Source organism: Enterobacter sp. BNK-22, from assembly GCF_048684805.1.
Taxonomy (GTDB): Bacteria; Pseudomonadota; Gammaproteobacteria; order Enterobacterales; family Enterobacteriaceae; genus Enterobacter; species Enterobacter quasiroggenkampii.
The window spans coordinates 4,650,125-4,674,811 of sequence record NZ_JBLQTT010000001.1 but is presented as its reverse complement, the minus strand read 5'-3'; the positions used below and the strand labels follow the sequence as shown (position 1 = coordinate 4,674,811).

The window sequence follows — 24,687 nt, the reverse complement described above, 5'->3', positions numbered from 1 at the left end:
GGAAGAAAGCGCTATTTACTGGCCTTCTCCGCGCGCTGACGACGCAGCTCTTTCGGGTCGGCAATCAGCGGACGATAAATCTCCACCCGGTCGCCCTCTTTCAGCACATCGCCGAGCTTCACCGGACGGCTGTAAATCCCGACCTTATTCTTCGCCAGGTCGATATCGCTGCGAAGCTCGAGGATGCCGGAAGCACGGATAGCCGCCTCAACGGTCGCCCCCTCTTCCAGCGTCACGCGCTGCAGATACTGCTTCTCCGGCAGCGCGTACACCACTTCTACACCAATCTTATGCGACACTGTAAACCTCTTTGGCGCGGGTGGTGAACGCCTGAACCATATTCGATGCCAGCTCTTTAAAGATGCGGCCAAACGCCAGCTCAATCAGCTTATTGGTGAACTCGAAGTCCAGATGGAACTCAATGCGGCAGGCGTCAGCGCTCAGCGGCGTAAACTTCCAGCCCCCCATCAGGGTCTTAAAGGGACCATCCACCAGATGCATCAAAATACTCTGATTGCTCGTCAGCGTATTACGGGTGGTGAACGTCTTGCTGATCCCCGCTTTGGAGACATCCACCGCAGCGGTCATCTGCGTCGGACCGGACTCCAGAACGCGGCTCCCGGTGCATCCCGGAATAAACTCTGGATAAGACTGAACATCGTTCACTAACTGATACATTTGTTCCGCGCTGTAAGGCACAAGCGCAGTACGGCTAATCTGAGGCATAGCATTTCCCATGGTCACACAACGGACAAATAATAACATTTATCACCTGTTAAAAAAACGCTAAGCCTCATCTCGTGCTAAGATAGCGCGTTAGACCTCACAGGACGCAATGAGGTGACTTTTTGAAATCAGATTACCGACGGCTTTACGACACCTATGACGAAGAAAAAAGCACATAAACCAGGCTCGGCGACCATTGCGCTCAACAAGCGTGCTCGCCACGAGTATTTCATTGAAGAAGAATTCGAAGCTGGCCTTGCGTTGCAGGGCTGGGAAGTAAAATCGCTACGCGCCGGGAAAGCCAACATTGGCGATAGCTACGTGATCCTGAAAGATGGCGAAGCCTTCCTGTTCGGCGCGAACTTTACGCCGCTGACCGTCGCCTCTTCACACTACGTGTGTGACCCAACGCGCACGCGCAAATTGCTGCTGAACAAGCGTGAGCTGGAATCCCTCTACGGACGTATCAACCGCGAAGGTTTCACCGTGGTCGCCCTGTCGCTGTACTGGAAAAACGCCTGGTGCAAAGTGAAAATTGGTGTCGCGAAGGGTAAAAAACAGCACGACAAGCGTACTGACCTGAAAGAGCGCGAATGGCAGTTGGACAAAGCGCGCATCATGAAAAACGCAGGGCGTTGATTCTGCACACTTATTGTACTATTCAATAAGTTAGCGTTCCGGGCTGGTATCCAGGAAGTGAAATCTGGTATACTCAGTTCAACACTATTGGGGCTGATTCTGGATTCGACGGGATTTGCGAAACCCAAGGTGCATGCCGAGGGGCGGTTTGCCTCGTTAAAAGCCGCAAAAAAATAGTCGCAAACGACGAAAACTACGCTTTAGCAGCTTAATAACCTGCTCTGAGCCCTCTCTCCCTAGCTTCCGCTCTTAAGACGGGGATCAAAGAGAGGTCAAACCCAAAAGAGATCGCGTGGAAGCCCTGCCTGGGGTTGAAGCGTTAAAACTAATCAGGCTAGTTCGTTAGTGGCGTGTCTGTCCGCAGCTGGCGTGCGAATGTAAAGACAAACTAAGCATGTAGTACCGAGGATGTAGAAATTTCGGACGCGGGTTCAACTCCCGCCAGCTCCACCAATTAAAACAAGGGGTTACGTGAAAGCGTAACCCCTTTTTTTGTCCATGCCCACTTTACGTCCACCAAGCTTAAGGATGAAATGCAGATGGCCACAAAATACCAAACCGAACTGGCTCTAAAAGCGTTGCTCACTGAACTGCATCGCACAGGCCAAGACCTATACACGTTCGTTGACGAAGCGATTTTGCAAATGCATAAAGAAAAACTATTCGTAAAAGAAGATACGATTAGAGAAAGAGGTGGGGCGGAGGACGCACTCTTTGCATGTGTTGAGGCGCTAGCTGGAAGTCGAACTTACGTGAAACCCGGAGACATCGAAGATTTCTAATCTTCGCTAAACCCATCTACTCAGCCGTAAATGGGTTTTTTGTTGTAAAAATTCACACCCCATTAAAATCAACAGGTTAAAGCACATTCATCGACTGTATAGCGACAAAATGGCGGCAGATTTCGTTTTTGATGACTTTTCTGTTTTACAGATAGTAAAGTTGAAGGTATTTGCTTGTCCGATACACAAGATCATTGTGTCTAGGATTGGATGGCGGCTAACTGAAGTTTTTTACTCTGCGCACCGCAAGCTAGCCCATGCTTGATTTTCAAGCATGGGCTTTGTTTAATGAATACTTACGTTTTAACTTATCAAGCCTGACAATCTATTTAAAATTATATCAGCCCTCTGTTCAAGAAATGCTGAATAATCATTTGTATCGAAGATATCCTCATCTAATGGGATAGCATTACTTTCGAGAATGGCCTCTTTTTTTTGTTTATGTATGATACTGTGGAAATAATCTGATGGTTCTTTACTAGATATTTTCTTATTAGAAGCAGATGATAAGAAACAAAAGTTGGCTATGGAGAAAATTTCGTTAGTCGAATGACCAATGCGTTTTAGATATGCATTAGGGAAGATATGGTGATATTCCTTTCTATTATATGATGACAACGCTTTTCCAACATCTATTCTTGAACCGGTAACAAGGTCAATAGGAGAAAGTGTTGATAACAATAACAGTACGCTGCGAGTTAGTGGGTTTGCTTTCGAGAATTTGGTATCAATAATTTCTTTAGGTGTACAACTGACAGTATATCTTTTCAGTACAGAGTAATCCCCATCTATCATTGCATCAAAACTTGAAATATCAGAGTCCATTTTTGCTGTAGTTTGTCCTGATGAATAACGATCAGAGAATGATGTAATCCAAAAGTATTTTTTAGCAGCATCCAATAGGTCAGCAGATGGTTTTTTGTCCTTATAGTACATTCTTCCCAATGGGATAAGTTGCTGATGATAAGGTAGGAAGTCGATATTTTTACATTGTATTTCTGTGGCAAGGAAATCAACTACCTTCCTCATTGCCTCCTTAACATCATCCCATTTATCTCTTACTTTATCACCCGTTAGTCTCAAGATATTTTCTGTTTTAGTTGAGCCTATAAGCATACCAGAAATCACCTGAAGTATCAGTCTATTATCTATATTCCCAAAACCTTTATCTTCAAGTTCCTCCACAAGTTCATCAATTGAATCAATTAAATGAAAATCATTTGTCCAGGTCCAAGCTGTCATCAAATCTAAGGTATTTAGCTTAGTCCCCGTGTTATTAATACGTTCAAATATCACCCCAACCTCTTCTTTTGTTCTGTTTTTTATTTGAACTACTGGCACCTCATAATTTAAAAATTTAGATGATAAAGATTTCGCATCTTGATGGAATGTAGAATCCATACCAATTAATTGATCAACTAATTTCAATGGATCAATAATATTTCTCAAGAGAATACAAGTTTTAAAATCGGTTACTTCACCTTTACTTAAGAAACGCTTATTTTTAAAGTCATAATAAATTTCAAATATATCTAATGATGGATTATATTTTGCGTTTGATGCATCTTGCTGAGTATCACCACTAAAGACGCCATAAATGGAAGAAAGGCGTTGCTGTCCATCAAGAACATAATTGACTGGCCAGTTTTCACCACGATCAGGAAGTAAATAACCAGCAATATTTCTTGTTGAACGCAACTTTTCTTTTTCATTGGCTTCCCATAAAAGGATGCTTCCTATAGGAAAGTCATTAGCAATACTTTGCATCAAGTCGATAATTTGATTTTGCTTCCATACATATCCGCGCTGGAAAGCAGGTATTTTAATTTCACCTTCATTTACTCTATTAACGAGTTTATCTATTTTGAGTGAAGATGTATTGAGCTCAGGTTTTTTAAATTTATTATCTCGCATACATAAGCCTTATAACTTGAGTTAGATTATCACACTATTATAATGAAATTGATAAATATTATACCATTACGCTAAAATTATAATTATCACATTTGTATCAACAACACAATTTTAAAACACAAAGTCATATATTAGCATGCTCATAATTACCACTGAACAATATCATGCTCAATTATTGATATCGGTCCAATTTTCCGACAGAGAGGTAGGGAAAGCTTTTCAGTAGCTCATATTTTTTGATTCGTGTGCAAAGCTCATCCTGCCTGACTTTGTGAATGGTATGTCGATCAATCGTGGCTCAAAAAATCATGAGACACTGCAACAAAAAAAACAAATAAACCTTAAAAAACAAAAATATATGTTTATTTAAAATTTATTAACGATCCACAAAAATGAAATACACTGAAATTCTTTTCAATCTTTTCAGTTTCGGTTTTCCGCAAAGCCGCCAGCACTGGCGCGGTCTGGCGGTCTGGTTTGAAGAAAAATAAAACTGAAAAATTTTTATGATCCAAAAACCGCAGGCGGGTGCGGTGTAGCGCCGTTTTGGTCTGCGATGTAATTCTTTTGTCGGGCTGAGAATTCGCCAGCGCTTCAGCACTGAAAAGATCTCTTAGATGGGTGGCGTGGTTAGTACATGGGGAATGCGTGGCGTGCTGCGCGTCCTGCGGCCTTTGGTGTGACACCCCCGCAAAGGAATAATGAAAGGGTTATACCCTACAGGGGAAACAGGGCATAAAAAAACCCGCACGGGGCGGGTTCGCTTGTGTCAGGCAATAATGTCCTGGTACTTTTTCCGGGTCTGCCCTGCCTTTGTTTGCGTTCGGGTAAAGTCGCTCGCGTTGGTCGGCACTCCGGTGCCCGGATGTGTATGCGCGGCGCACTGCTGCGCCAGCCATCCAGAATGCAGCGCCATTATGCATCTCATCGCCTGAGGGATACCCTGAAATTATCGCAGATTACCTCTGTACTCCTCATTCCCATAATGCTGATAAATTTGGGGATGATTTGCCAAAAATTCACTTATCCATAACCTAAACCGGACTTGTCAAATAGTTTCATAAATATAATAGGGAGCCGTAGCCCCCTATTATACTTCTATCTAGTTGTTTTTATTACGGACTCACTGTATTCGTTATAAAAATCATGTACACTTAACTTATGCGGTATAATAAGCTCATGAATTTTCTCATCAGACAACTGATGAATATCAAACCCACGAAACTCTTTGAAAAAACTCCTCACATTGTTTTTTAATGTTCTCAAACTATTTTTCTTTATTATTCTTACTTCATGAGTAAAGTCCGCATGATAAGAAAGATGACGAGTATTAATATCATAAACTTAAGACACTTCTCCCCTGGATAGAAATCATCGAACCAACCACAGTGGTTGTTCATTTGTCCAGCTTCATCTTTGTTTATTTCTTTTCTATCCTCATCAACTTCATTTTTGCATTCAAACATAATGTACTGATTATCAACATCAGCCCAAAGGTTATCAGGTCCTTTGCGTATTTCTTTATCTGGACGCTGGCATACGAAACCAATCATACCGCCTAAATCATCTAAAGCCTTCTCAAACTTCTCAGAATGGACTCCATAACTAAGATTTTCAAGGACACCATCAATATCAATCATCAAAGACTGATAGTCATCGTACGATGCCATCCATTCTTTGATTCTTTGAGTTCTGCTAGTGTTTATTTTTCCGATTTTTTTATATTCAATACCATCTCTTGGCTTGAGAAGTGAGTTGTTGTTTTGAAACGCAGATTTTTGATACTTGTTAGATTCAGCCTTACTTAAAGAATACATATATCTAGCTAAAAGTTGTAGGTACCACCCTTTTTCTCTAGGATCCTGAACATGATGATCACAGATATCTTGTATTGTCTTGCAAGCTCTATCCACATCCCCTTTAACAAAGAGTTTTTCAGCTTTATTTTCAAGCAGAATTAGATCATACAACCCTTTATTATCGACACTTTTTTTAATCTCACTCATTCTTTCAACATAAAATTGCTTCCATCCGTCATCACGAGTAGTACACTTATTTAATATATCAACAAGTATTTGAGAAGAGCTCAGGTTTTGTCCAGCCAACTCTTCTTTTGCAAAAGAAACTATCTCATTCCCAATTTCAATTTGTTGTTTTGTTTGCTCTGAAAAATATTTCTTTGTTAACGGGCTTTTAATAAATTGAACCAAATCACCGCCAACAAGAACAATAACACTATAGTCCTTCTGCCCTCTAACACTCCTTCCGAGACCTTGCTCCACTTTTTGAGCAATCTTAATATTGATTATGTCACTACTAGGCCTTACTTCTTCCTCATACCTTTCAGTCAATGTTTCAGAAAATGGTTTTGAATCGATTATTAATATCCGACAAGAATCATCAGGAAGATCGATTCCATCATATCTATTAGCGAAAACAATAGCCTCAGAATAAACCCCATTCTTTAATTTCTCGACATTACTAAACATGGTATCAGTAGTAGATACTACTGCACCAATCTTTTCAAATTGCTCTTTATTTTTAAAGCTCGGGGTTAGACAAACAGTTCCAAAAATTCTCTTATCGTAGGGCTGCAACAACCAATTTAAAATACGATCCCTTGTAAAATCATCATTAATCAATGACGGAATCAAAATCATTTTCTCGCCTGACCAAAGAAGAGTATCACTTTTCATGGGGTTTTTAACAGCATCGATATCAAAACCTAGCCCCTTGATAAAGAACGAGTCATCTTGAGTTGTAGCAGACATTAAAAATCTAAATTTTGCGTTACTAAAACTTCCAAACTTTTCGATTACAGATGTAAATGGTGATATTTCTAAATATTCACCAGAAAAGAAAGCCTGGCAACACTGTAGTGAATCCTTAATAAGCGGCCATGCATATTTTACTTTTTTATCATCTACATAATCCAATAGGATTTTTGCAACAGCATCTTTCTTTTCTATCCAAGTCCAGTAAGGCACTGCTAAAATGGTGCTCTGAGAAACACCATTTTCAATTTCTAAAAAAGAACCTTCTCCTTGATCACGTAATTCATCAGAAAATAACCCAAGAATTTTTTTAAAAAGCGAATGATCCTTTCTTACCTTTATCATCATTGAGCTTTTTATTGAATCAATACAAGCCTGAGAATCATCTAAAATGATTGACCCAACATCTACGGATTTAGCACCAAGTCCGAATACAGTTCTTCCATTGAATAATTTTTGCACATATGTAATTAATATCTTTCTGCCCGAAAGAAAATCATCAGGTAATGCTCTCGTTTCATCAATAGAACAATAGGGAATACCAAATTTCCTAGCATCATCCATAACTTGATCTGCAAGATAAATGTTAGGGCAAACATAAACACAGGGCTGATTATATTCATTCAACTTTGACTGTAGAAGAAGTAACCCTATAAGAGTCTTTCCTTCGCCTGTATGCAACTTTATAATATTATCTTTTTTATCCTTATACATCCCCCACCATTTATTTAATATTTCCAACTGTGAGGGTCTTAAAGGTCCAGCAACGCTGCGCCTATCTAAAGATTCATAAATCTCGAGTGGATTAATAACTGTGTTTCGTTCTTTTCTTTTTAGTCGCTGTGTGAAATCAATCATATCTACACCCCTAAACTTTAAATTTACCTTTTAAAATTAGTACTGAGATATGAGAGTCATAACCCAGCATATACAATTATAGACTAAGCCATTAACTAAAATATAATCAAGGAACATAAAATAGAAGAGTGATCTAGAACCAAAATTCATCATGCATTCAAATTATATAGTTGCGTTAGGTTATAATCTCAATGGTTCTCAACAAGTCATATCAAACCTGATGCTATAACTTAAGCCCAATTGCAAGTTTTAAATTCTGTGAGCGATCCGCTAAGCTGGCTTGTTAAAAACTAACTTGCTAAAAGACCTGAAAACAGGCGAGATCTAAGAAAAGCAAAATGCTAGTCTCACTGACGAAGAGACTCCTGCCGCAGCATCTCCTTCCTGCGAAAAACCTGACATTTTCTTTTAGGACCAACAATGGGACCAATTTGAAAATTGAATTGAAGATCAAAACTTATAAACAACCAGTTACACAACTAATTCAGACTCCGCCAGCCCACCAAAATTCTCCATCGGTGATTACCAGAGTCATCCGATGAAGTCCTGAGAGCCCGCACGGCGCAAGCCCTGCGGGCTTTTTTATACCCTCAATATGTCCCGCGAAGTCCGTAAAATTTCCCGGCGACACAGCAACATCACGCCATTAAACATTGTTTTTCTCATGCTCAATAAGCCATTCTTTGCGTGAAATCCCCCCTCCATAGCCTGTCATCGTGCCATCTTTTCCAATTATCCTGTGACAGGGGATCACAATCGCAATCCGGTTGGCACCGTTAGCGGCAGCGACGGCGCGCACAGCATTGGGCTTATTAAGCCGTAGTGAAATGGCCTGATAGTGTGAGGTCTGTCCATAGGGAACAGCACGCAACGCATGCCAGACGGATTGTTGAAAATCACTGCCCGGAGCATCTAAAGCCAGATCAAACTGTCGGCGCGTTCCGGCAAAATACTCGCCGATCTCTTTTACTGTCTGCCGGGTATGGCTGTTTTCGCCGGTGACGATTCTGGCGTTAAATAAACGCTGGATATCGCGAAATTCAGTTTCTAACATCCGGCGATCGGTAAACTCCAGCAGACAGACTCCCCGCTCTGTCGCGCAGACAAACATCGGTCCAAGCGTCGTGGTAAACCGGTGAATGACTATCACCTGGGTTGCCTGAGTCGGCGCTGCGCCAGTAAGCCGCTTGTAGGTATAACCAAAGCCGCTCAGCGATTCATAGCCATTGTCCAGCGCAACGTCAGTCGCCGCTCGTCCACTTTTCAGCTCCTGCAGGGCAACGTTCACCCGCTGCATTCGCTGGAAAGCCTGAAAAGTGATGCCGTGATGTTGCAGGAACCAGCGCCTTACCCGCTCCGGGCTGATGCCATGCTGACGAAGCTCCGCGTCTGCTACACGGGATTTGATATCGCGCCTGACAAGCGCAAGCGCCTGCTCAACGAATAATGGCGCGCTGTGCGCATTTTCCGCAGGTCTGCAGACTTTACAGGGACGAAAGCCGTCCGCCAGGGCAGATTTGGCATCTTTATAAAATTCGACATTTTCGCGCTTGGGCTTTCGCGCCCGGCATACCGAAATGCAGAATACGCCAGTGGTTTTGACGCCAACAAAAAACACGCCAGTGTAGTCTGAAGCACGTTCAAGTAATGCCTGATACCAGATATCACACAGATTTTTATCGGTTATTTTCATCGCCAAAAAGTCCTTCAAACGTCTGACGAGATCGGATCGCATGCATGACATCAGTCAGCGTTGACTGCATCGCTGAATGAACAAAATTGCCCATTGAAATGCGGCTTACCCCTGCCCGTTTCAGCCTGTCGAATGACGGAAGATCGGGCATACACATGACATTCAAAGGCAATCCCGTTGCCTCTGCAATGAGGCTGATGTCTTTCTCTGAGGTCAGGCAGGGAACAAAAAGGCCGTCAGCACCTGCAGCTTTGTAGCGTTGACCCCGTAATATCGTCTCCTGCAACGCGTCTTCATGCCCGAGCAGGTACGTGTCAGTCCGGATGTTCAGAAACAGGCTGTAATTTTCGCTTCTCAGCGTATCGCATACTGTTCTCAGGTTACGGGAAAAATCAGAGGCATCGTCAAGCTGACGAACCCCGTTTATGACTCGGCTGTCTTCGAGGTTAACGCCTGCGACGCCTGTCTGAGCAAGGCGCCGCAGATTGTCTGCTATCTCTTCGGCTGAATCACCATACCCTGCTTCCATGTCAACGCTCACTGGCAGGTTGCTCACAGCCTGGATCCGGGTGACCATATAAAATAGCTCATCAAATGGCATTCCCTGCCCGTCGTCATATCCCAGTGTGGACGCGATTGCCGCGCTGGACGTTCCCAGTACCTGATAGCCTGCTTTTTGCGCAGCGACAGCACTGGCGGCATCCCAGACGTTGGCGATAAGAAGAGGCACATGCTGATAGTGGCGTTCTGCAAAGTTCATATTCACACCCTCTCGATAGATTGAAAATGAATCTAAGCACTCAGGAAGAACCTCACAACCGAAATTCAGACGACCATTTTTTAGCAAACGTCGTCTGAACATGGGTGCGGAACAGACCAAAACCTTTCAGGCCCGTACTCCGGCTTTCAGCATGGCTAAGCAGACGAGGTTCTCCCACATGTTCCCCGGTGAAAGCATGGAGCAGGTGACCCAGTGTTCCGGCGAACACAATACGTTGAGCCATGATTTCGTCATAGTAGAGAGGGTCTACCACAACGACAAAATCAAGATCGGAGTATTGATCGAACCCACCATGAACAAGCGAGCCGCCAGCGAGAAGGGAGTGAATCTGCGATCATTCCACCACAATCACTACGTCCAGCCCTGACAGAGCTCATTCATCTTCTCGCTTGAGAAGCTACCCTCTCCCTTTGACCAACATCAACGACACCGCCCCTCCCCCTATGGAGAATAAAAAAACACCCCCACCCAGCGCTACGGAATAGCCGCTTAACCCGAAAGGAACTCCACCATGTACAGACCCATAACCGTCATAATATTCATTCTCCTGACCCTCGCCGCCCTCGCGGAAATAGGCTTTTTATCCTTTGGATAATCCTCAGGCGAAATACCTCTCATCAGGGCTCATTGATCTCATTACAGTTTTTTCCTAAAGCCATCCCGCTTCGCCTGTGCCATGCTGAATCATGCTCATAACCGAAACGTTAAATGAGGATATTATGAAAAAAACAATTATCGCATTATCTGCCGTTCTGCTGGCTTCCCCAGTATTTGCTGCGACCACACATGCAACTGACGATACCGTCGCTGCGGCGAACGCAAACGCCAACGAGGCGAAGCAAAAACTGCACGAAGAGCAGAACAAAGGTGAAGAGCTGAAGCTGAAACAGAAGCATGCAGCGGAAGGCAAGAGCGAGAGCCTGGGCAGCAAGGTCAGCGAAGATTCCCAGAAAGCCTGGCATAAAACCAAAGAAGGCACCGAGAAAGGGTGGGATGCCACCAAAGAAGGCGCTGAGAAAGGCTGGAACAAAACCAAAGAGGGTGCCAGCGAGCTGGAAAAGAAAGTCACTGAGTAAGTCGTTATACTCACGAAAAGGTCGCGCTTGCGGCCTTTTTTATTTCTTCGAATATAATTAGCACCTCAGGCGTTTACGCAGTGCGCACTTATCGGAGAAACCACTATGTACCGCCTTTTGGCCTTTCTGACCGTTCTGCTGTTGTGCCCTTCCCTGCATGCTGCCCCGAAAAGCTACCTTATCGATACCGATAACACCGCCATTCGGCTCTCGTGGCATGCCTTCGGCGGCATCCTCTCCTGGGCAACGTTCAGCGGCGTGACGGGTGCCGTGACGCTCAATCCGGATAACGACGTTGACGACCACATCCACGTCACCATTCCTGTGGCCACCCTGGTGGCCTCAAACACGCTGCTCACCTGGCAATTAAAAAGCGACATGTTTTTTGATGCGGAGCACTATCCGACCATCGAGTTCATCAGCTCTCGCGTGGTCGCCCAGGGCGCCGGACGGTTCAGGGTGTTCGGCACGCTGACCGTACGAAACATTGCCCGACCAGTGCTCCTGGAGGCCGTGCTGAAAGACCCGCATGCGCAGTCCCCCACGCTGGACGCCACCACGGCGATCTCGCGCGCGTCCTATGGGATGGATAAGTTTGCCCTGGTCGTGGACGATCGTATTGCCATCGCCATTGCGATTCAGACGAACAAGGTGCCGTCACCCTGAGATCAGGCGCTGTAGCTGCTCCGCATGTTCCCGCAGATAGGACGGCGGGTTGCGGCCAATCAGGACAAACTGGTAGCCCGCTTCCAGCCACCACGCCAGGTTCATGCTGTGCCGTTGTTCTTCACGGAGCGAGGCCGTCGCCTTCTCATCAACAGGCGAAATACAGAGGGCCATCGGGCCGTAGTCGGGGTTGATCCAGGCAATCTGCGCGATAGACGTCGTTTCATAGCGCAGCATGCGCACCATTTTAAGCTCTGCCCCCTGCAGGGTAAGCTGCGACAGGTTTAGCCTCATGCCGATGTCCTGCGCGGCCCGTTCCAGCCCGCGCTGCAGGACCGGCGTTGCGCTGTCCATATCCAGCAGCGTCTCGACGCTGTACAGGGACATATATTGCGCTTCGAGGTCGCGGATATGGGCGTTCTCATCCTCTGGGCCAGCAGCAGGCCGCAGCAGGTAGCCCAGCCCGGAGCCGACCAGCAAGAAACTGACCGAGGCGGCGATCAGCGCCCGTCGGCTGACGCCAGTCGGCGTGGCGGACTGCGGGTCGGGAAGTGCCGCAAGACGCGCCTGCATCGTCTCAAGAGGCGCGTCATCCAGCAGGGAAGCAAACGCCCCGGCGTAATCCTGGCTGCTTTTCATCAGTTCATCGGTTCGTCCGGCGAGGCGTTCGTCACGCTTTAACTGTTCTTCAAACTGCTGCGCGTCGGCGCGGCACATCTCGCCATCTATCCAGGCCACGATGGCGTCGTCGTTATAGGGCGGTGTAAAACGGTGCGCGTTCAAGAGCGGTTCTCCTTTACCGGAGGGAGTGCGTCAGCGGATCTGGCAAGCCGAGCCCGTGCCGTCGCCAGCCGGCTCATCACGGTACCGATCGGCACCGCCAGGGTCTCCGCCGCCTCCTTGTAGGTAAAGCCTTCGACATAAACCAAAAATACCGCGTTGCGCTGGGCTTCGGGCAGCGCGTTAACGCGCTGCATTACCTGAAGGTAATGCAGGCGCGTCTCATTCTGTTCGTGGGTGTCCGGTGCCAGCAGCTCGTCGCTGGGAACAAATCCCTGCCCCTGTCGAACGTGTCGTGCCCGAAGCTCAGAGATCCAGATGGAGTGCAGGATCGCGAACAGCCACCTGTCGATGCGCGTGCCAGGCGTATACTGGCTGCTTCTTTCAAGTGCACGCACGCAGGAGGACTGAACCAGCTCTTCGGCGATATCCCTGTTTCGCGACAGCACCAGCCCATAGCGCCAGAGACGCGGCAGGAGTGCGGCGAGCTGTTGACGAACCTCACGGGTTGCGATGGGTTTTCCCTCCACGAGATAATCAGGATTCCGGATGTCCATTGATGGCGGCCTGCAGGTCACGGTACTCCTCGCAGGACTGGCCACAGATACCGGCAATCACCTTCAGCTGTTCTTTCGCGAGGTCCGGGCGTCCTTTCACCATCCATGCTTCACCGAGATACTCCCGGGCTTTGGCATAATCCGGCGCGATAGCCAGCGCGCGCTGGTAGTAACCAATCCCTTCGTCCGTGCGGCCCAGTTTGCGCGTGGCGAACCCGCGATAGTTCCACGCTTCAGCCGTATTGCCATTTTTCAGCGAATCAAGCAGATTCAGCGCCGCCTGGTACTCCCCTTTCTTCGCGAGATGGTACGCGTAGTTGGTTTTGTCCTGGTCGCTGAGGCTGCTGCTCTTGTCCGGCACGCATTTCTGCGTGGCGCTGTCATACACCTGTCCGGCAGGACAGTCGGGCGTTTTGCTCTCGGTACTATTATTGCCCATGGCCAGCGCCAGTGGAGACAGCAGGGAAAAAATCAGCACCGGGATCAAACGAAACGAGGTCGTGTTCATACAAAACTCCAGGGTAAGTGGGGAGTGACGTCAGTAAACGTCCGGCTGACGATTTTTATTCATTCTTCGGTGAATTTTTTTACTGTCCTGAAGTCCTGCCCGCGCCTCAGTCCCAAAGAAAATAAATAAGCTTATTTTCTCTTTACTTGCCCGTTATTATTGCTTACGCGTGATAGCAGAGTTTTAACCCTGTACAAGAATATATTTCATTACCTCAATGACATAATATATCTTACATCAAAAACGTTACCCTAACTTAAACACACGTTAAGCCCGCTTAAACAATAACGCTTAACATGTTATTTAAAATGCTCCCTACCAATTATCATACTGGGTCGCAAATGTTAAATAACAGCGCCATCAAAATAAATAAAAAGCATGTAAAAACAAAAAGATAACAAAAGGTAATTATAAAATACATCAATAGATTAATGCCCCCTTCATTGTTTGCGCCTTTATTTACGAAAGCTTAATTTGCACAACACGCATTTTCTGTCTATATCATTTTTATATTCCAGAAACCAATTCCTCTATTAATTACAGGGTTTTATAAAATACAAAACACCCATTAAAACGTTTTTTCATAAGTCATTAGATTCGCTCTGATGTTGCCACTCTGACGCATGGCGGGCATCGTGCGCGCTGAATTTTACGGTGAGAGCTGCTTTATAACAGCAACTGCGCCGGGGCGCCCTTTACCTTCAGCAGAGATGGCTCGTCTTGCTCGCCGTTCATGACACTTCTGCTGGAGTAATAACAAAATGAGCCAAATCTCTGTTATTTCAAAACTTACTGGCGTAGAAACGACCCTGGAAGGTACACAGGTTACGCTGAACCATTCCTCTGTCGTTGAGCTTCACGTCGAGCGAGCGAGCGTCTCCCACTTCGCGCGAAGCGGTAACGACCTGCTGGTGACACTGCACTCCGGCGAAGTGATCACCCTTAAAAATTTCTACGTCGCGGATGCGCAGGGCGTGAGCCAACTGGTTCTGCAGGACAGCAACGGCGCGTTATGGTGGATTGAAGATCCGGCTGGTGCCGCCACGTACGAATCTATCGCGTCCACGGATGTGCTGCTTGCAGCGTCAGGAAGTGATGCCGGTGGCGCCGCCATCTGGCCGTGGGCTCTGGGCGGTATTGCGGCTGCGGGCGGTATCGCGGCCGCGGCAAGTACTGGCGGAGGAGGTGGTGGTGGCGATGACGGTAATAACAACAGCACCAACCCCAACACCCCGGTCGACCCCGCCGATCCGGATACGACACCGCCGAATGCGCCATCCAGCCTTCGTTTCTCGTCAGACGGTAAAACCGTCACCGGTTCCGCCGAACCCGGCAGCACCATCACGCTGAAAGACGCGAACGGCAACGTCATTGGTACAGGAAAAACGGGCAGCGACGGCAACTTTAGCGTCTCCCTCGGGACACCATTGACCAACGGCGAGCAGGTAACTGCCACCGCAACGGATAGCGCCGGGAATACCAGCCAGGGTTCAAGCGTCACCGCACCGGATCTCACCGCACCCGATGCACCAACGATTGGCAGCGTAATCGACGATATCGCCCCTCAGACGGGGACGGTGACCAACGGCGGCAGCACCAACGATCAGCGGCCGCAACTCTCCGGCACCGCCGAAGCGGGCTCCACCGTGACGATTTATGACGGCGGAATAGCCATTGGCACCGCGGTCGTCGCCAGCAATGGCACATGGACATTCACCCCGTCCGTCGACCTGAATGAAAGCACCCACCAGATTACCGTACGGGCAACCGACGCCGCCGGCAACACCGGACCAGCCTCACCGGTATTCACCCTCACCGTCGATCTCACCCCTCCGACAGCACCCACCGCGATTGTGCTGCTCGACGATACGGGCATTATCCGAGGAACAATCACGTCGGGCGTGCCTACCGATGCCTCGCAGCCGATTCTGGCGGGAACGGGCGAACCCGGTGGAACCATCACTATTTACGATAACGGCGTGGCGATTGGCACAACGACGGTGCTACCTAACGGTACCTGGAGCGTTACCCCAGGGGGCCCGCTTCCGGACGGTACGCATTCGATCACCGTCACTGAAACCGATGCCGCCGGAAACCAGAGTACGGCCTCTGAACCCATCACCTTTACCGTGGACACCACGCCGCCGTCTGCCCCAGGAAACCTCGTGGTGTCGAATGATGGCGGTACCATCAGCGGTATCGGAGAAGCAGGCAGCACGGTGACCATCCGTGAAGGCGATTTCACTCTTGGCACAGTGGTTGTTGATAGCCAGGGGAACTTCAGCCTGACGCTGAGCCCGCCGAGGATCAACGGCGAAATCCTGACCGCTGACGCCACCGACACGGCGGGCAACACCAGTCCAACCACCTCCGCGGCGGCACCGGATATTACCCCGCCGCAGACCCCGGTCATCCTGTCGGTGATTGATGACGTGCAGGCCACCACCGGCCCCGTGGCCCAGAATGGGCTGACCAACGACCGGGCACCGACCCTGAACGGCACGGGCGAGGCAGGCTCGACCATCACGATTTATAACGGCAGTGATGCCCTCGGTACGGTGGTTGTTCCCTCCTCCGGCCAGTGGAGCTTTACGCCGCCCACACCGCTGACCGACGGCACCTGGGTGCTGACCGCGAAGGCGACGGATCCCGCCGGTAACCCGAGCGGGATATCAAATGCGTGGACAATTAACGTTGACGGGACGGCGCCAACCGCCCCGGTGATTTTACAGGTTGCAAACGATATTCCTGGGCAGACCGGCGCGATCGACTTGAACGGGACCACCAACGACGCCACCCCGACGCTCAGCGGTACCGCTGAAGCAAACGCGACGATCAGCCTGCGCGTGGACGGTGTTGAAATTGGTACAACCGTTGCCAATGGCCTCGGCGTATGGAGCTTTACCCCTTCCTCCTCAATCGGTGAAGGCCCCCACGCCCTGACCGCCGTCGCAACCGATGCGGCAGGCAACCCCAGCCCCATCTCCAACACCTGGACCCTGACGGTTGACAGCGTCGCGCCTGCGGCGCCGGTCATTACCCAGGTGCTCGATGATGTGCCGGAGCGCCTCGGCGCGCTCAACCCTAACGACAGCACCAACGACACCACGCCAACGCTCAACGGCACGGCTGAACCGGGTTCAACCGTCACTATTCGCCTGGATGGCGGCGATCTCACTACGATTCTGATCGACGGCAGCGGCACCTGGACCTATACCCTTACCACGCCGCTTGGCGAAGGTCCTCATACCTTTAGCGTCATCGCCACCGACGCGGCGGGTAACACCAGCCAGCCGTCAGACGACTTCACCCTGAACGTCGATATCACTGCGCCAGCGGCGGCCACCATCGCCACCGTGACCGACGATGTTGGCGGCGTACAGGGTTCGCTCAACAGCGGCGATACCACGGATGACACTCGCCCCCTGCTGCAGGGCACTGCCCCTGCAGACACGGTGATCACCGTCTATGACGGCACGACTCTGCTTGGCACCGCCATCCTCAACGGCAGCGGCAGCTGGAGCTTCACGCCCGTGACCCCGCTCACCGACGGTCCGCATTCCCTGACGGTGCACGCCACGGACGCCGCGGGCAATACCACCATCTCAACGCCATTTGAACTGACGGTGGATACCGTTGCGCCTGCCACGCCGGCTATCCCGGCCATTACCGTCAATCCTGACGGCACAGCAACGCCGCTGAACCCGGGCGAAATCACCCGCGACACCACGCCGACCCTGAGCGGTACCGGCAATCCGGGTGATACCGTGACGATCTACAACAACGGCGTCAAAATCGGCGACGCTGTCGTGGACAATACCGGCAACTGGACCTGGACACCGCCATCCCCCCTGGCTGGCGGCACCTATGACATCACCCTGACCGTCACCAACGTGGACGGCACGGGCAACGAAAGCGCCCCGTCGCAGCCGGTCACTATCACCATTGACACCGAGGCGCCGGCTACGCCTGCAGCACCGGTCATTACTGACAGCGTCACCCAGATCACCGGTCCCGTTCCCGATGGCGGCACCACCAACGATCCGCGCCCGGTGCTGAGCGGCACCGGTACGCCGAACGACGTTATCAACATCACTGACACGGTTAACGGCGGCACGCCAACTATCGTTGGTACCGTCACGGTAGACAGCAACGGCAACTGGAGCTGGCGCCCTGACAGTAATATTGCAGAGGGCAGCCACGTCTATACCGCCACCGCCACCGATGAAGCGGGCAACGTCTCTGACGCTTCCCCGGCGATCGCGATCACCGTGGATACCGTGGCACCGGCTACGCCAGCGATCAGCGCCGTGGGCGGTGAACCGAACGGAGGCTACATCACGGATACCACGCCGACAGTGGGCGGAACCGGCGTTAACGGTGAGACTGTGATCGTCTACAACAACGGCGTAGAGCTGGGCCGTGTCGTGGTGGTGAACGGAGAATGGAGCCTGACGCTTCCAGCGCAAACGGACGGCCCGCTGAACATTACCGTGGCGGGCGTGGACACAGCGGGCAACGTCAGCGCGCCGAGTTCGGTCTTTACCGTCACGCTCGATACCGTTGCGCCAGGGATACCGCAGATCAGTGCCGTCTCAGACAGCCAGCTCACCAACGCTGTTCTCTACACTCGCGATGGTGTACCCACGCTCACCGGAACTGGCGAACCGGGATCCACGGTTATCGTCTCCGTAAACGGCACCCCCTCCGCAGTACCGGTAACGGTCCAGCCGAACGGCACCTGGACCTGGACCGCCGACAGCACGCTGACGGATGGAACATATACCTTCACCGTATCGGCCCGAGACCCGGCCGGTAACACCTCAGGCAATTCTGCGGCGCTTAACGTTACGGTTGATACCGTCGACCCAGGTATTCCCCTCAACCTGAACCTGGCGCCAGAAGGCACGCCGCTGACCGGCACCGCAGAAGCGGGAAGCACCGTCACCGTGAAAAACGGTACCACCGTCATCGGTACTGGCGTTGCCGCCAGCGACGGCAGCTTCTCCATCGCGATCAGCCCGACCCCGCAGGATGGTGCGGCGCTGATCGTGAGCGCCACCGATGCCGCAGGACGTACCGGCCCCGAAGCCACCTACAACGTTATCGGTACGTTGCCGAATCTTCCTGACGTTCCGGTTATTACGGCGATCGTCGACGATACCGACCCGCTCACTGGCGACGTGAAAGGCAAAACGACCAACGACACCACCCCAACCCTCACCGGTACGGCTCAGGCGGGGAGCCAGATCGCTATCTACCTGGACGGTAGCGCGACGCCATTGACGACGGTCACCGCTGACGGCAGCGGCAACTGGAGCTATACGCCAGCCGCGCTTGGCGAAGGGCTGCACACCTTTGAGGTGACCGCCACCCTCAACGGTCAGACCAGCGGTCGCTCTCCGGCGGCCAGCGTCACCGTTGACCTTACCGCGCCGGGTACGCCGACCATCGGCGCCGTAATTGACGATGTTGGTCCGGGTACCGGCCCGCTGACCAGCGGCCAGACCACCAACGACAACCAGCCGACCCTCACCGGCACCGGTGCGGTGGGTGATACTATCTCCATCTACAACAACGGCGTGCTGCTGGGGACCGCAGAGGTCGGCATCACCGGCACCTGGAGCTATACCACGCCTGTCCTGGCAGAGGGCAATCACGTCCTGACCATCCGCGAGACCGATCCGGCGGGGAACCAGAGCGGTCCTTCGGCGGGCTTCACCGTCGTGGTGGATTCCGTTTCCGCCACGCCGGTCATCACCAACGTCACGGATAATGTGGGCAATGCCACCACCACGGTGGTCAGCGGTGGTCTCACCAACGACGCCACGCCAACCCTTTCGGGGACAGCGGACGCAAACAGCGTGGTGACCCTTTTCGACGGCGGCACGCAGATTGCCGTAGTGACAGCTGACAGTACCGGCGCATGGACGTTTACCCCTGATACCGCCCTCGGCGAAGGCTCGCACAGCTTCACCGTCCAGGCGACCGACCCGCAGGGCAACCTCAGCGCGGTCTCCGCGCCCTGGAGCGTGGTGATTGACCTGACGGCACCGACGGTTCCAACGCTGGATACGGTAAATGACAACGTCCCAGGCGGCGTCCAGGGCAACCTCACCAGCGGGCAGGTGACCAACGACAACACCCCTACGATTGGCGGCACCGGGCAGGCAGGCAGCACTGTTCACATCATGAACAACGGGACGCAGATTGGTACTGCAACCGTTGACGGAAGCGGGAACTGGTCCTTTACCCCAACCACGCCGCTGGGCGACGGCAGCTACGCTCTTCGCGTCTATGCAACGGATGCGGCAGGCAATGCCTCGGCTAACTCATCGGTCTTCGCCTTTACCGTGGATACCGCAGCCCCTGGTGTACCGGTAGTCACCAGCGTGGTTGACGATGTCGGTCCGGTCACCGGGACGCTCACGTCGGGCAACAGCACTAACGACGCGCGTCCGACCTTCAACGGCACGGGCGACGTCGGTGCCACAGTGCACGTGATTGTCGACGGGAGCGAAATAGGTACGGCGGTGGTGAATGCCCAGGGCAACTGGACCTTCACCCCGGGCACCGATCTGGGCGACGGGTCCCATACGATCACCTTCAACGCTACCGATGCGGCAGGCAACACCGGCACCACAACGGCACCGTTTAACCTGACGGTGGATACGGGCGTGCCGTCGGCACCGGTCATCTCGACCGCGGGTGACAACGTGGGCAGTATTCAAACCCCGCTCTCCTCCGGGCAGAGCACCGACGACACCACGCCGACACTGAACGGCACCGCCAGCGCCAACGCCACGGTCACCGTATATGAAAACGGACAGCCGGTCGGCACCGTGCTGGCGGACGGCAGCGGCAACTGGAGCTTTACGCCGTCAACGCCGCTGTCCAGCGGCAGCCACACCTGGACCGCCACGGTCACCGATGCAGCGGGCAACGTCAGCCCGGCGTCGCCAAACTTTACCCTGATTGTCGATACCACGGCACCGAACGCGCCGGTTATCAGCCAGGCAATCGACGACGTGGGCAGCCTGACCGGACCGCTCACGTCCGGGCAGACGACCGACGACACCGTACCGCGGCTTGTTGGAACCAGCGAACCGTTTGCCACCGTGAAGATCTATGAGGGAACCACCCTGGTCGGAACGGGCACCGCGGACGGCAGCGGGAGCTGGAGTATCTTGCTCACCACCACGCTGGCGAGTGGCCCGCACAGCTTCACCGCGCAGGCCACGGATGCGGCAGGCAACACCAGCGTGTCGTCGGCCAGCTTCAGCCTCACCGTCGATACCACGCCGCCTGCGCTTCCGGTGCTGACCAGTATTCTGGATGACGTGGGCAACGCGGCGACGCCGGTTGCCAACGGCGGGTTCACCAACGACGCGCAGCCGACGCTCAGCGGCACGGCAGAAGCGGGGTCGACGGTGAAAATCTTTGATAACGGGGTCCAGATCGGCAGCGTGACGGCGACCGGCGGCGCGTGGAGCTTTACGCCATCTCCAGCACTGAGCAACGGCGCGCACACGTTGACCTTTACCGCCACAGATGCGGTGGGCAACGCCAGCGCGCCCACCGCCGGGTATGTGATTAACGTCGATACCCTCCCGCCAGCCGCGCCGGTCATCAGTTCGGTCATTGATGATGTCGGCAGCGTCACCGGCCCCGTGACCGGTACGAACCCGACTAACGACACCCGTCCAACGCTGAGCGGAACCGCCGAAGCGAATGCCACGGTCCGGATCTACGACGGCATCACGCTGGTGGGTACGGTCACCGCCGATGGCAGCGGCAACTGGACCCTGCCACAAACCACCACCACGCTGACGCAGGGCACGCATAACTTCACCGCCACGGCCACCGATGCGGCGGGCAACACCAGCGTGGCGTCAGCCGTGACGACGATTATCGTCGATACGACCGCGCCAACGGCACCGACCGGGACCTTCAACGCCGACGGTAGCGTCCTGACCGGGAGCGCAGAGGCGGGCAGTACCGTCACAATCCGCCTTGCGGACGGTTCAACGGTGACCGCCATTGCGGGCAGCAACGGCACCTATAGCTACACCTTCACGAACAAGCAGATCGAAGGCCAGACGCTGCAGATCACCGCGACCGACGTCGCGGGCAACACCTCCCTGCCGGGCTCAGCCCTCGCGCCGGTGGTGCCGCTCTCCGCCAGCAATAACGTCGAAGAGCTGGATCTCAGTACCACCGCCACCGTGACCAACAGCCAGTACAGCGACTACGGCTTCCTGCTGGTCGGCGCCGTGGGCAACGTCCTGACGCTGATCGGTAATGACACCGCGCAGGTGAACTTCACGGTGGGCAACGGCGGCAGCGCGGATATTGTGGTCAATGCCAACGCCACAGGGGCGGTGCTCTCTCTGCTCAATACCCTTGAGCTGGTGGTGCAGCACTACGTCAACGGTGTCTGGACAACCGTGGTGGATACCGGCCAGCCGCAGTTTGCCGATCTCCTGACCCTCGGCGCTACCGGCGTCTCGCTGAACCTGACCGGGCTGGCCGACGGCAACTACCGCGTACTCAGCTATAACACCAACCTGCTGGCGACCGGCTCCTACACCAGCCTCGACGTGGCGGTGAAAGAGACCGGTCCGGGTACGGTCACGGGCGATACCAGCCTCAACGGCAACGTGATCCTCGATACGGACCCGACCGCCGGCAGCGACAATGCCCCGGCCGGAACCACCATTTCCACGGTCACTAACGCGCAGGGCGTGACCACCAGCGTGAACGCCGACGGCACGGTGATCCAGGGCAAATACGGTACGCTGACCATCAACCGCGACGGCAGCTACACCTACAACCTGACCGACACCAGTGCCGCGGTCATTGGCCGGACGGAGAGCTTCACCTACACCATCACCCATAACGGCGTCAGCGCGTCGGCGAACCTGGTGCTGTCTCTGGGTGCCGGTACGGTACTCAACGGTATTGTGGCGGTGGACGACACGGCCTCGCTGACCTTTGACACCACCGTAAGTGAGATTAATAACGGCGCCTCGTCTCAGGGTGGCTTTACCGTGGTGGGCATTAATCTCGGCAGCACGCTGGGGCTTAACCTGCTGGACGACATGACCAACCCGATCATCTACAACGTGGAGGAAGGCACGACCCGTACCATGACCATCCAGGCCTCCGTGGGCGGCGTGGCGCTGGCGTCGGTGTTCGATCTGTACGTCTATAAGTTCAACAACGCGACCCAGACCTTCGAGCAGGTCCGCGTCGAGTCGGGCTGGCTGCGCGCGCCGCTGCTGGGGGGTACGTCACCACAGCTGACGCTGAACCTGCCTGCCGGGGAGTACCTGTTCCTGCTGAATACCGCGTCCGGGATCGCTGTACTGACGGGTTACACGCTGAGCGTCCTGCAGGATCATGTCTACAGCGTGGCAAGCATCAGCGAAACGACCACGGGCGACGTGCTGGCGAATGATCCGGTTCCGGCGGGCACGCTGGTCACCGAAGTGAACGGCGTGGCGGTCAACAGCAGCGGCACCACCACCATTCAGGGGGAATACGGCACGCTGACCATCAATGCGTCCGGTCAGTACACCTATACCCTGAGGAGCGGCGTGGGCGCGGACCATATCAGCACGCCGGATACGTTCGTCTACACCGTTACCGCGCCTGACGGCTCGAAGGATACGGCATCGCTCAACATCACTCCAACCGCGCAGGCAATGAATGCGGTCAACGATGTCAGCGCCACGATGGACCTCACCTCGGTGCACCACACGTCGGCTTACTCGGATACCACCGTGGGCACCGCCAGCTGGACGACAGCCCTGTTCTCATCAACCCAGGGCAGCGGCAGCGGAACCTTCGTTGTCGACCCGAATACCGCGCTGCACAACGCGTCGCTGCACTTTAACGTGGCCTCGCTGCTGTCCCTGGGCGGGCTGACGGTGAACTGGACGATTAGCGATGCCAACGGCGCGATCCGCAGCGGCTCCTTCAGCGGCGCCTCGCTGCTGGGCGGCAGTATCGACGTCCCGCTGACCGGGCTGGATCTGAACGCCGGGACCTATACGCTGAGCTTTACCGGTAGCGTACCGGGGCTCAGCGTCGGGACCATCACCATCACGCCAAGCGTAAACGGCACCACCTACTCGCTGAGTAATTTCGACGTCACCGGCAGCCACACCGTCAACGGCAATATCTTTGACGGCACCGACTCTGGCGGCGTGCTGGATCAGCTCCACTCGGTGGATACCCGTCTGAGCGTAACCGGCTACAACGGCGTGACCACCACGCTGGATCCGTATACCGGCAGCGCAACGGTGAACATTGTCGGCCACTACGGCACGCTGGCGATCGGCGCTGACGGCCATTACACCTATACCCTCAACAGCGGGGTATCGCTCTCAACCATGACCTCGAAGGAGACCTTCAACTACACCCTGACCGACTCTGCAGGAAGAACGGACAGCGCCACGCTGACCATCAATATGGCGCCGCAGTTCATCAGCTCGGAACATAACGACGCCATCACCGGTACAGCCTACGGCGATACGCTGATTTACCAGGTGCTGAACAGTACGGTGGGAAATGCCACGGCGGGTAACACCAGCAGCGCCGGAGGTGATCACTGGACCGGGTTCTCGCTGGCGCAGGGGGACAAGATCGACATCGGCGATCTGCTGGTGGGCTGGGACGGTAATACCGCCTCGTTGGGGAATTATATCCATGTCACACAAAGCGGTAGCAACACTGTGATCTCCATCGACCGTGATGGTGCAGGGTCCACCTACACTAATACTGCACTCGTTACGCTTGATAACGTTCAGACCACGTACGACGAGCTCGTTAACCAGCAACACATCATTACCTGATAGCACCTGCAAGAGATGACCCGGGCGCACAGCGCCCGGGCATTAATAATAAAGCTGTACTTTTTTATTAGGGA

General features: G+C 52.8%; 15 protein-coding genes, 1 other RNA gene and 1 pseudogene. 6 read left to right on the top strand and 11 right to left on the bottom strand.

What is annotated here, in order from left to right; translation table 11 throughout:
• Positions 1-11: 11 nt before the first annotated feature.
• Both ACMGGE_RS22080 and ACMGGE_RS22075 read right to left on the bottom strand, forming a co-directional pair.
• On the bottom strand, positions 12-299 hold the full coding sequence (locus tag ACMGGE_RS22080; protein ID WP_420294160.1) for an RnfH family protein: 288 nt from the start codon (positions 297-299) through the stop codon (positions 12-14).
• The gene (locus ACMGGE_RS22075) at positions 289-726 is read right to left on the bottom strand and encodes a type II toxin-antitoxin system RatA family toxin (protein WP_014832955.1); all 438 of its coding nucleotides are present in this window, start codon (positions 724-726) and stop codon (positions 289-291) included. The genes ACMGGE_RS22080 and ACMGGE_RS22075 overlap by 11 nt, the downstream gene beginning before the upstream one ends.
• A 156-nt stretch (positions 727-882) precedes the next feature.
• On the opposite strand from ACMGGE_RS22075, the gene smpB reads away from it, so the two are divergent.
• From smpB to ACMGGE_RS22060, 3 genes are all read left to right on the top strand, one after another.
• Positions 883-1,365, top strand: a complete 483-nt coding sequence (smpB, locus tag ACMGGE_RS22070; RefSeq protein ID WP_024908331.1) for an SsrA-binding protein SmpB — start codon at positions 883-885, stop codon at positions 1,363-1,365.
• Between the two features lie 89 nt (positions 1,366-1,454).
• Positions 1,455-1,818, top strand: a transfer-messenger RNA (tmRNA) gene (gene ssrA, locus ACMGGE_RS22065).
• Positions 1,819-1,904: 86 nt separating this feature from the next.
• Complete coding sequence (locus ACMGGE_RS22060) at positions 1,905-2,147, top strand: hypothetical protein (RefSeq protein WP_420294159.1); 243 nt, start codon at positions 1,905-1,907, stop codon at positions 2,145-2,147.
• Between the two features lie 303 nt (positions 2,148-2,450).
• Here ACMGGE_RS22060 and ACMGGE_RS22055 read toward each other — a convergent pair whose 3' ends face one another.
• From ACMGGE_RS22055 to ACMGGE_RS22030, 6 genes and pseudogenes are all read right to left on the bottom strand, one after another.
• A complete protein-coding gene (locus tag ACMGGE_RS22055) occupies positions 2,451-4,061 on the bottom strand; it encodes a GmrSD restriction endonuclease domain-containing protein (protein ID WP_420294158.1) in 1,611 nt (536 codons plus the stop codon).
• 362 nt (positions 4,062-4,423) lie between these two features.
• Positions 4,424-4,747 (bottom strand): hypothetical protein, encoded by a 324-nt coding sequence (locus ACMGGE_RS22050; protein WP_420294157.1) that lies wholly within the window; start codon positions 4,745-4,747, stop codon positions 4,424-4,426.
• Positions 4,748-5,347: 600 nt separating this feature from the next.
• Positions 5,348-7,693: a DEAD/DEAH box helicase gene (locus ACMGGE_RS22045; RefSeq protein WP_420294156.1), complete on the bottom strand. Its 2,346-nt coding sequence runs from the start codon at positions 7,691-7,693 to the stop codon at positions 5,348-5,350.
• A 646-nt stretch (positions 7,694-8,339) separates the two neighbouring features.
• On the bottom strand, positions 8,340-9,386 hold the full coding sequence (locus tag ACMGGE_RS22040) for a bifunctional transcriptional activator/DNA repair enzyme AdaA (protein ID WP_063418114.1): 1,047 nt from the start codon (positions 9,384-9,386) through the stop codon (positions 8,340-8,342).
• Positions 9,370-10,146, bottom strand: a complete 777-nt coding sequence (locus tag ACMGGE_RS22035; RefSeq protein WP_420294155.1) for an isocitrate lyase/PEP mutase family protein — start codon at positions 10,144-10,146, stop codon at positions 9,370-9,372. Before ACMGGE_RS22035 ends, ACMGGE_RS22040 begins: the two co-directional genes overlap by 17 nt.
• A gap of 157 nt (positions 10,147-10,303) precedes the next feature.
• Positions 10,304-10,501: pseudogene (locus ACMGGE_RS22030) on the bottom strand (nucleotidyltransferase domain-containing protein); the annotation flags it as partial.
• A gap of 385 nt (positions 10,502-10,886) precedes the next feature.
• Here ACMGGE_RS22030 and ACMGGE_RS22025 point away from each other — a divergent pair.
• Together ACMGGE_RS22025 and ACMGGE_RS22020 are read left to right on the top strand one after the other, a co-directional pair.
• Positions 10,887-11,243, top strand: coding sequence for a hypothetical protein (locus tag ACMGGE_RS22025; protein ID WP_023333137.1), 357 nt, complete (start codon positions 10,887-10,889; stop codon positions 11,241-11,243).
• A 105-nt stretch (positions 11,244-11,348) separates the two neighbouring features.
• Complete coding sequence (locus ACMGGE_RS22020; RefSeq protein WP_420294154.1) at positions 11,349-11,909, top strand: YceI family protein; 561 nt, start codon at positions 11,349-11,351, stop codon at positions 11,907-11,909.
• On the opposite strand, the gene ACMGGE_RS22015 is transcribed toward ACMGGE_RS22020, so the two are convergent.
• The 3 genes from ACMGGE_RS22015 to ACMGGE_RS22005 are packed head-to-tail and all read right to left on the bottom strand — an operon-like array spanning position 11,901 to position 13,754.
• A complete protein-coding gene (locus tag ACMGGE_RS22015; RefSeq protein ID WP_420294153.1) occupies positions 11,901-12,692 on the bottom strand; it encodes an anti-sigma factor family protein in 792 nt (263 codons plus the stop codon). The two genes, ACMGGE_RS22020 and ACMGGE_RS22015, sit on opposite strands and share 9 nt — an antisense overlap.
• Positions 12,689-13,246 (bottom strand): sigma-70 family RNA polymerase sigma factor, encoded by a 558-nt coding sequence (locus ACMGGE_RS22010; protein WP_420294152.1) that lies wholly within the window; start codon positions 13,244-13,246, stop codon positions 12,689-12,691. The genes ACMGGE_RS22015 and ACMGGE_RS22010 overlap by 4 nt, the downstream gene beginning before the upstream one ends.
• Positions 13,227-13,754 (bottom strand): tetratricopeptide repeat protein, encoded by a 528-nt coding sequence (locus ACMGGE_RS22005; RefSeq protein WP_024908319.1) that lies wholly within the window; start codon positions 13,752-13,754, stop codon positions 13,227-13,229. The genes ACMGGE_RS22010 and ACMGGE_RS22005 overlap by 20 nt, the downstream gene beginning before the upstream one ends.
• Before the next feature lie 761 nt (positions 13,755-14,515).
• Between ACMGGE_RS22005 and ACMGGE_RS22000 the strand changes: the two genes are divergently transcribed.
• Positions 14,516-24,613: a BapA/Bap/LapF family large adhesin gene (locus tag ACMGGE_RS22000; protein ID WP_420294151.1), complete on the top strand. Its 10,098-nt coding sequence runs from the start codon at positions 14,516-14,518 to the stop codon at positions 24,611-24,613.
• The last annotated feature ends 74 nt before the right edge of the window (positions 24,614-24,687 follow it).

What these genes read in the sequence shown, in the direction of transcription:
- ACMGGE_RS22075 (WP_014832955.1), bottom strand. Translation starts at nt 726, where the DNA reads ATGCCTCAGATTAGCCGTACTGCGCTTGTGCCTTACAGCGCGGAACAA.
- smpB (WP_024908331.1), top strand. Translation starts at nt 883, where the DNA reads ATGACGAAGAAAAAAGCACATAAACCAGGCTCGGCGACCATTGCGCTC.
- ACMGGE_RS22060 (WP_420294159.1), top strand. Translation starts at nt 1,905, where the DNA reads ATGGCCACAAAATACCAAACCGAACTGGCTCTAAAAGCGTTGCTCACT.
- ACMGGE_RS22055 (WP_420294158.1), bottom strand. Translation starts at nt 4,061, where the DNA reads ATGCGAGATAATAAATTTAAAAAACCTGAGCTCAATACATCTTCACTC.
- ACMGGE_RS22045 (WP_420294156.1), bottom strand. Translation starts at nt 7,693, where the DNA reads ATGATTGATTTCACACAGCGACTAAAAAGAAAAGAACGAAACACAGTT.
- ACMGGE_RS22040 (WP_063418114.1), bottom strand. Translation starts at nt 9,386, where the DNA reads ATGAAAATAACCGATAAAAATCTGTGTGATATCTGGTATCAGGCATTA.
- ACMGGE_RS22035 (WP_420294155.1), bottom strand. Translation starts at nt 10,146, where the DNA reads ATGAACTTTGCAGAACGCCACTATCAGCATGTGCCTCTTCTTATCGCC.
- ACMGGE_RS22025 (WP_023333137.1), top strand. Translation starts at nt 10,887, where the DNA reads ATGAAAAAAACAATTATCGCATTATCTGCCGTTCTGCTGGCTTCCCCA.
- ACMGGE_RS22020 (WP_420294154.1), top strand. Translation starts at nt 11,349, where the DNA reads ATGTACCGCCTTTTGGCCTTTCTGACCGTTCTGCTGTTGTGCCCTTCC.
- ACMGGE_RS22010 (WP_420294152.1), bottom strand. Translation starts at nt 13,246, where the DNA reads ATGGACATCCGGAATCCTGATTATCTCGTGGAGGGAAAACCCATCGCA.
- ACMGGE_RS22005 (WP_024908319.1), bottom strand. Translation starts at nt 13,754, where the DNA reads ATGAACACGACCTCGTTTCGTTTGATCCCGGTGCTGATTTTTTCCCTG.
- ACMGGE_RS22000 (WP_420294151.1), top strand. Translation starts at nt 14,516, where the DNA reads ATGAGCCAAATCTCTGTTATTTCAAAACTTACTGGCGTAGAAACGACC.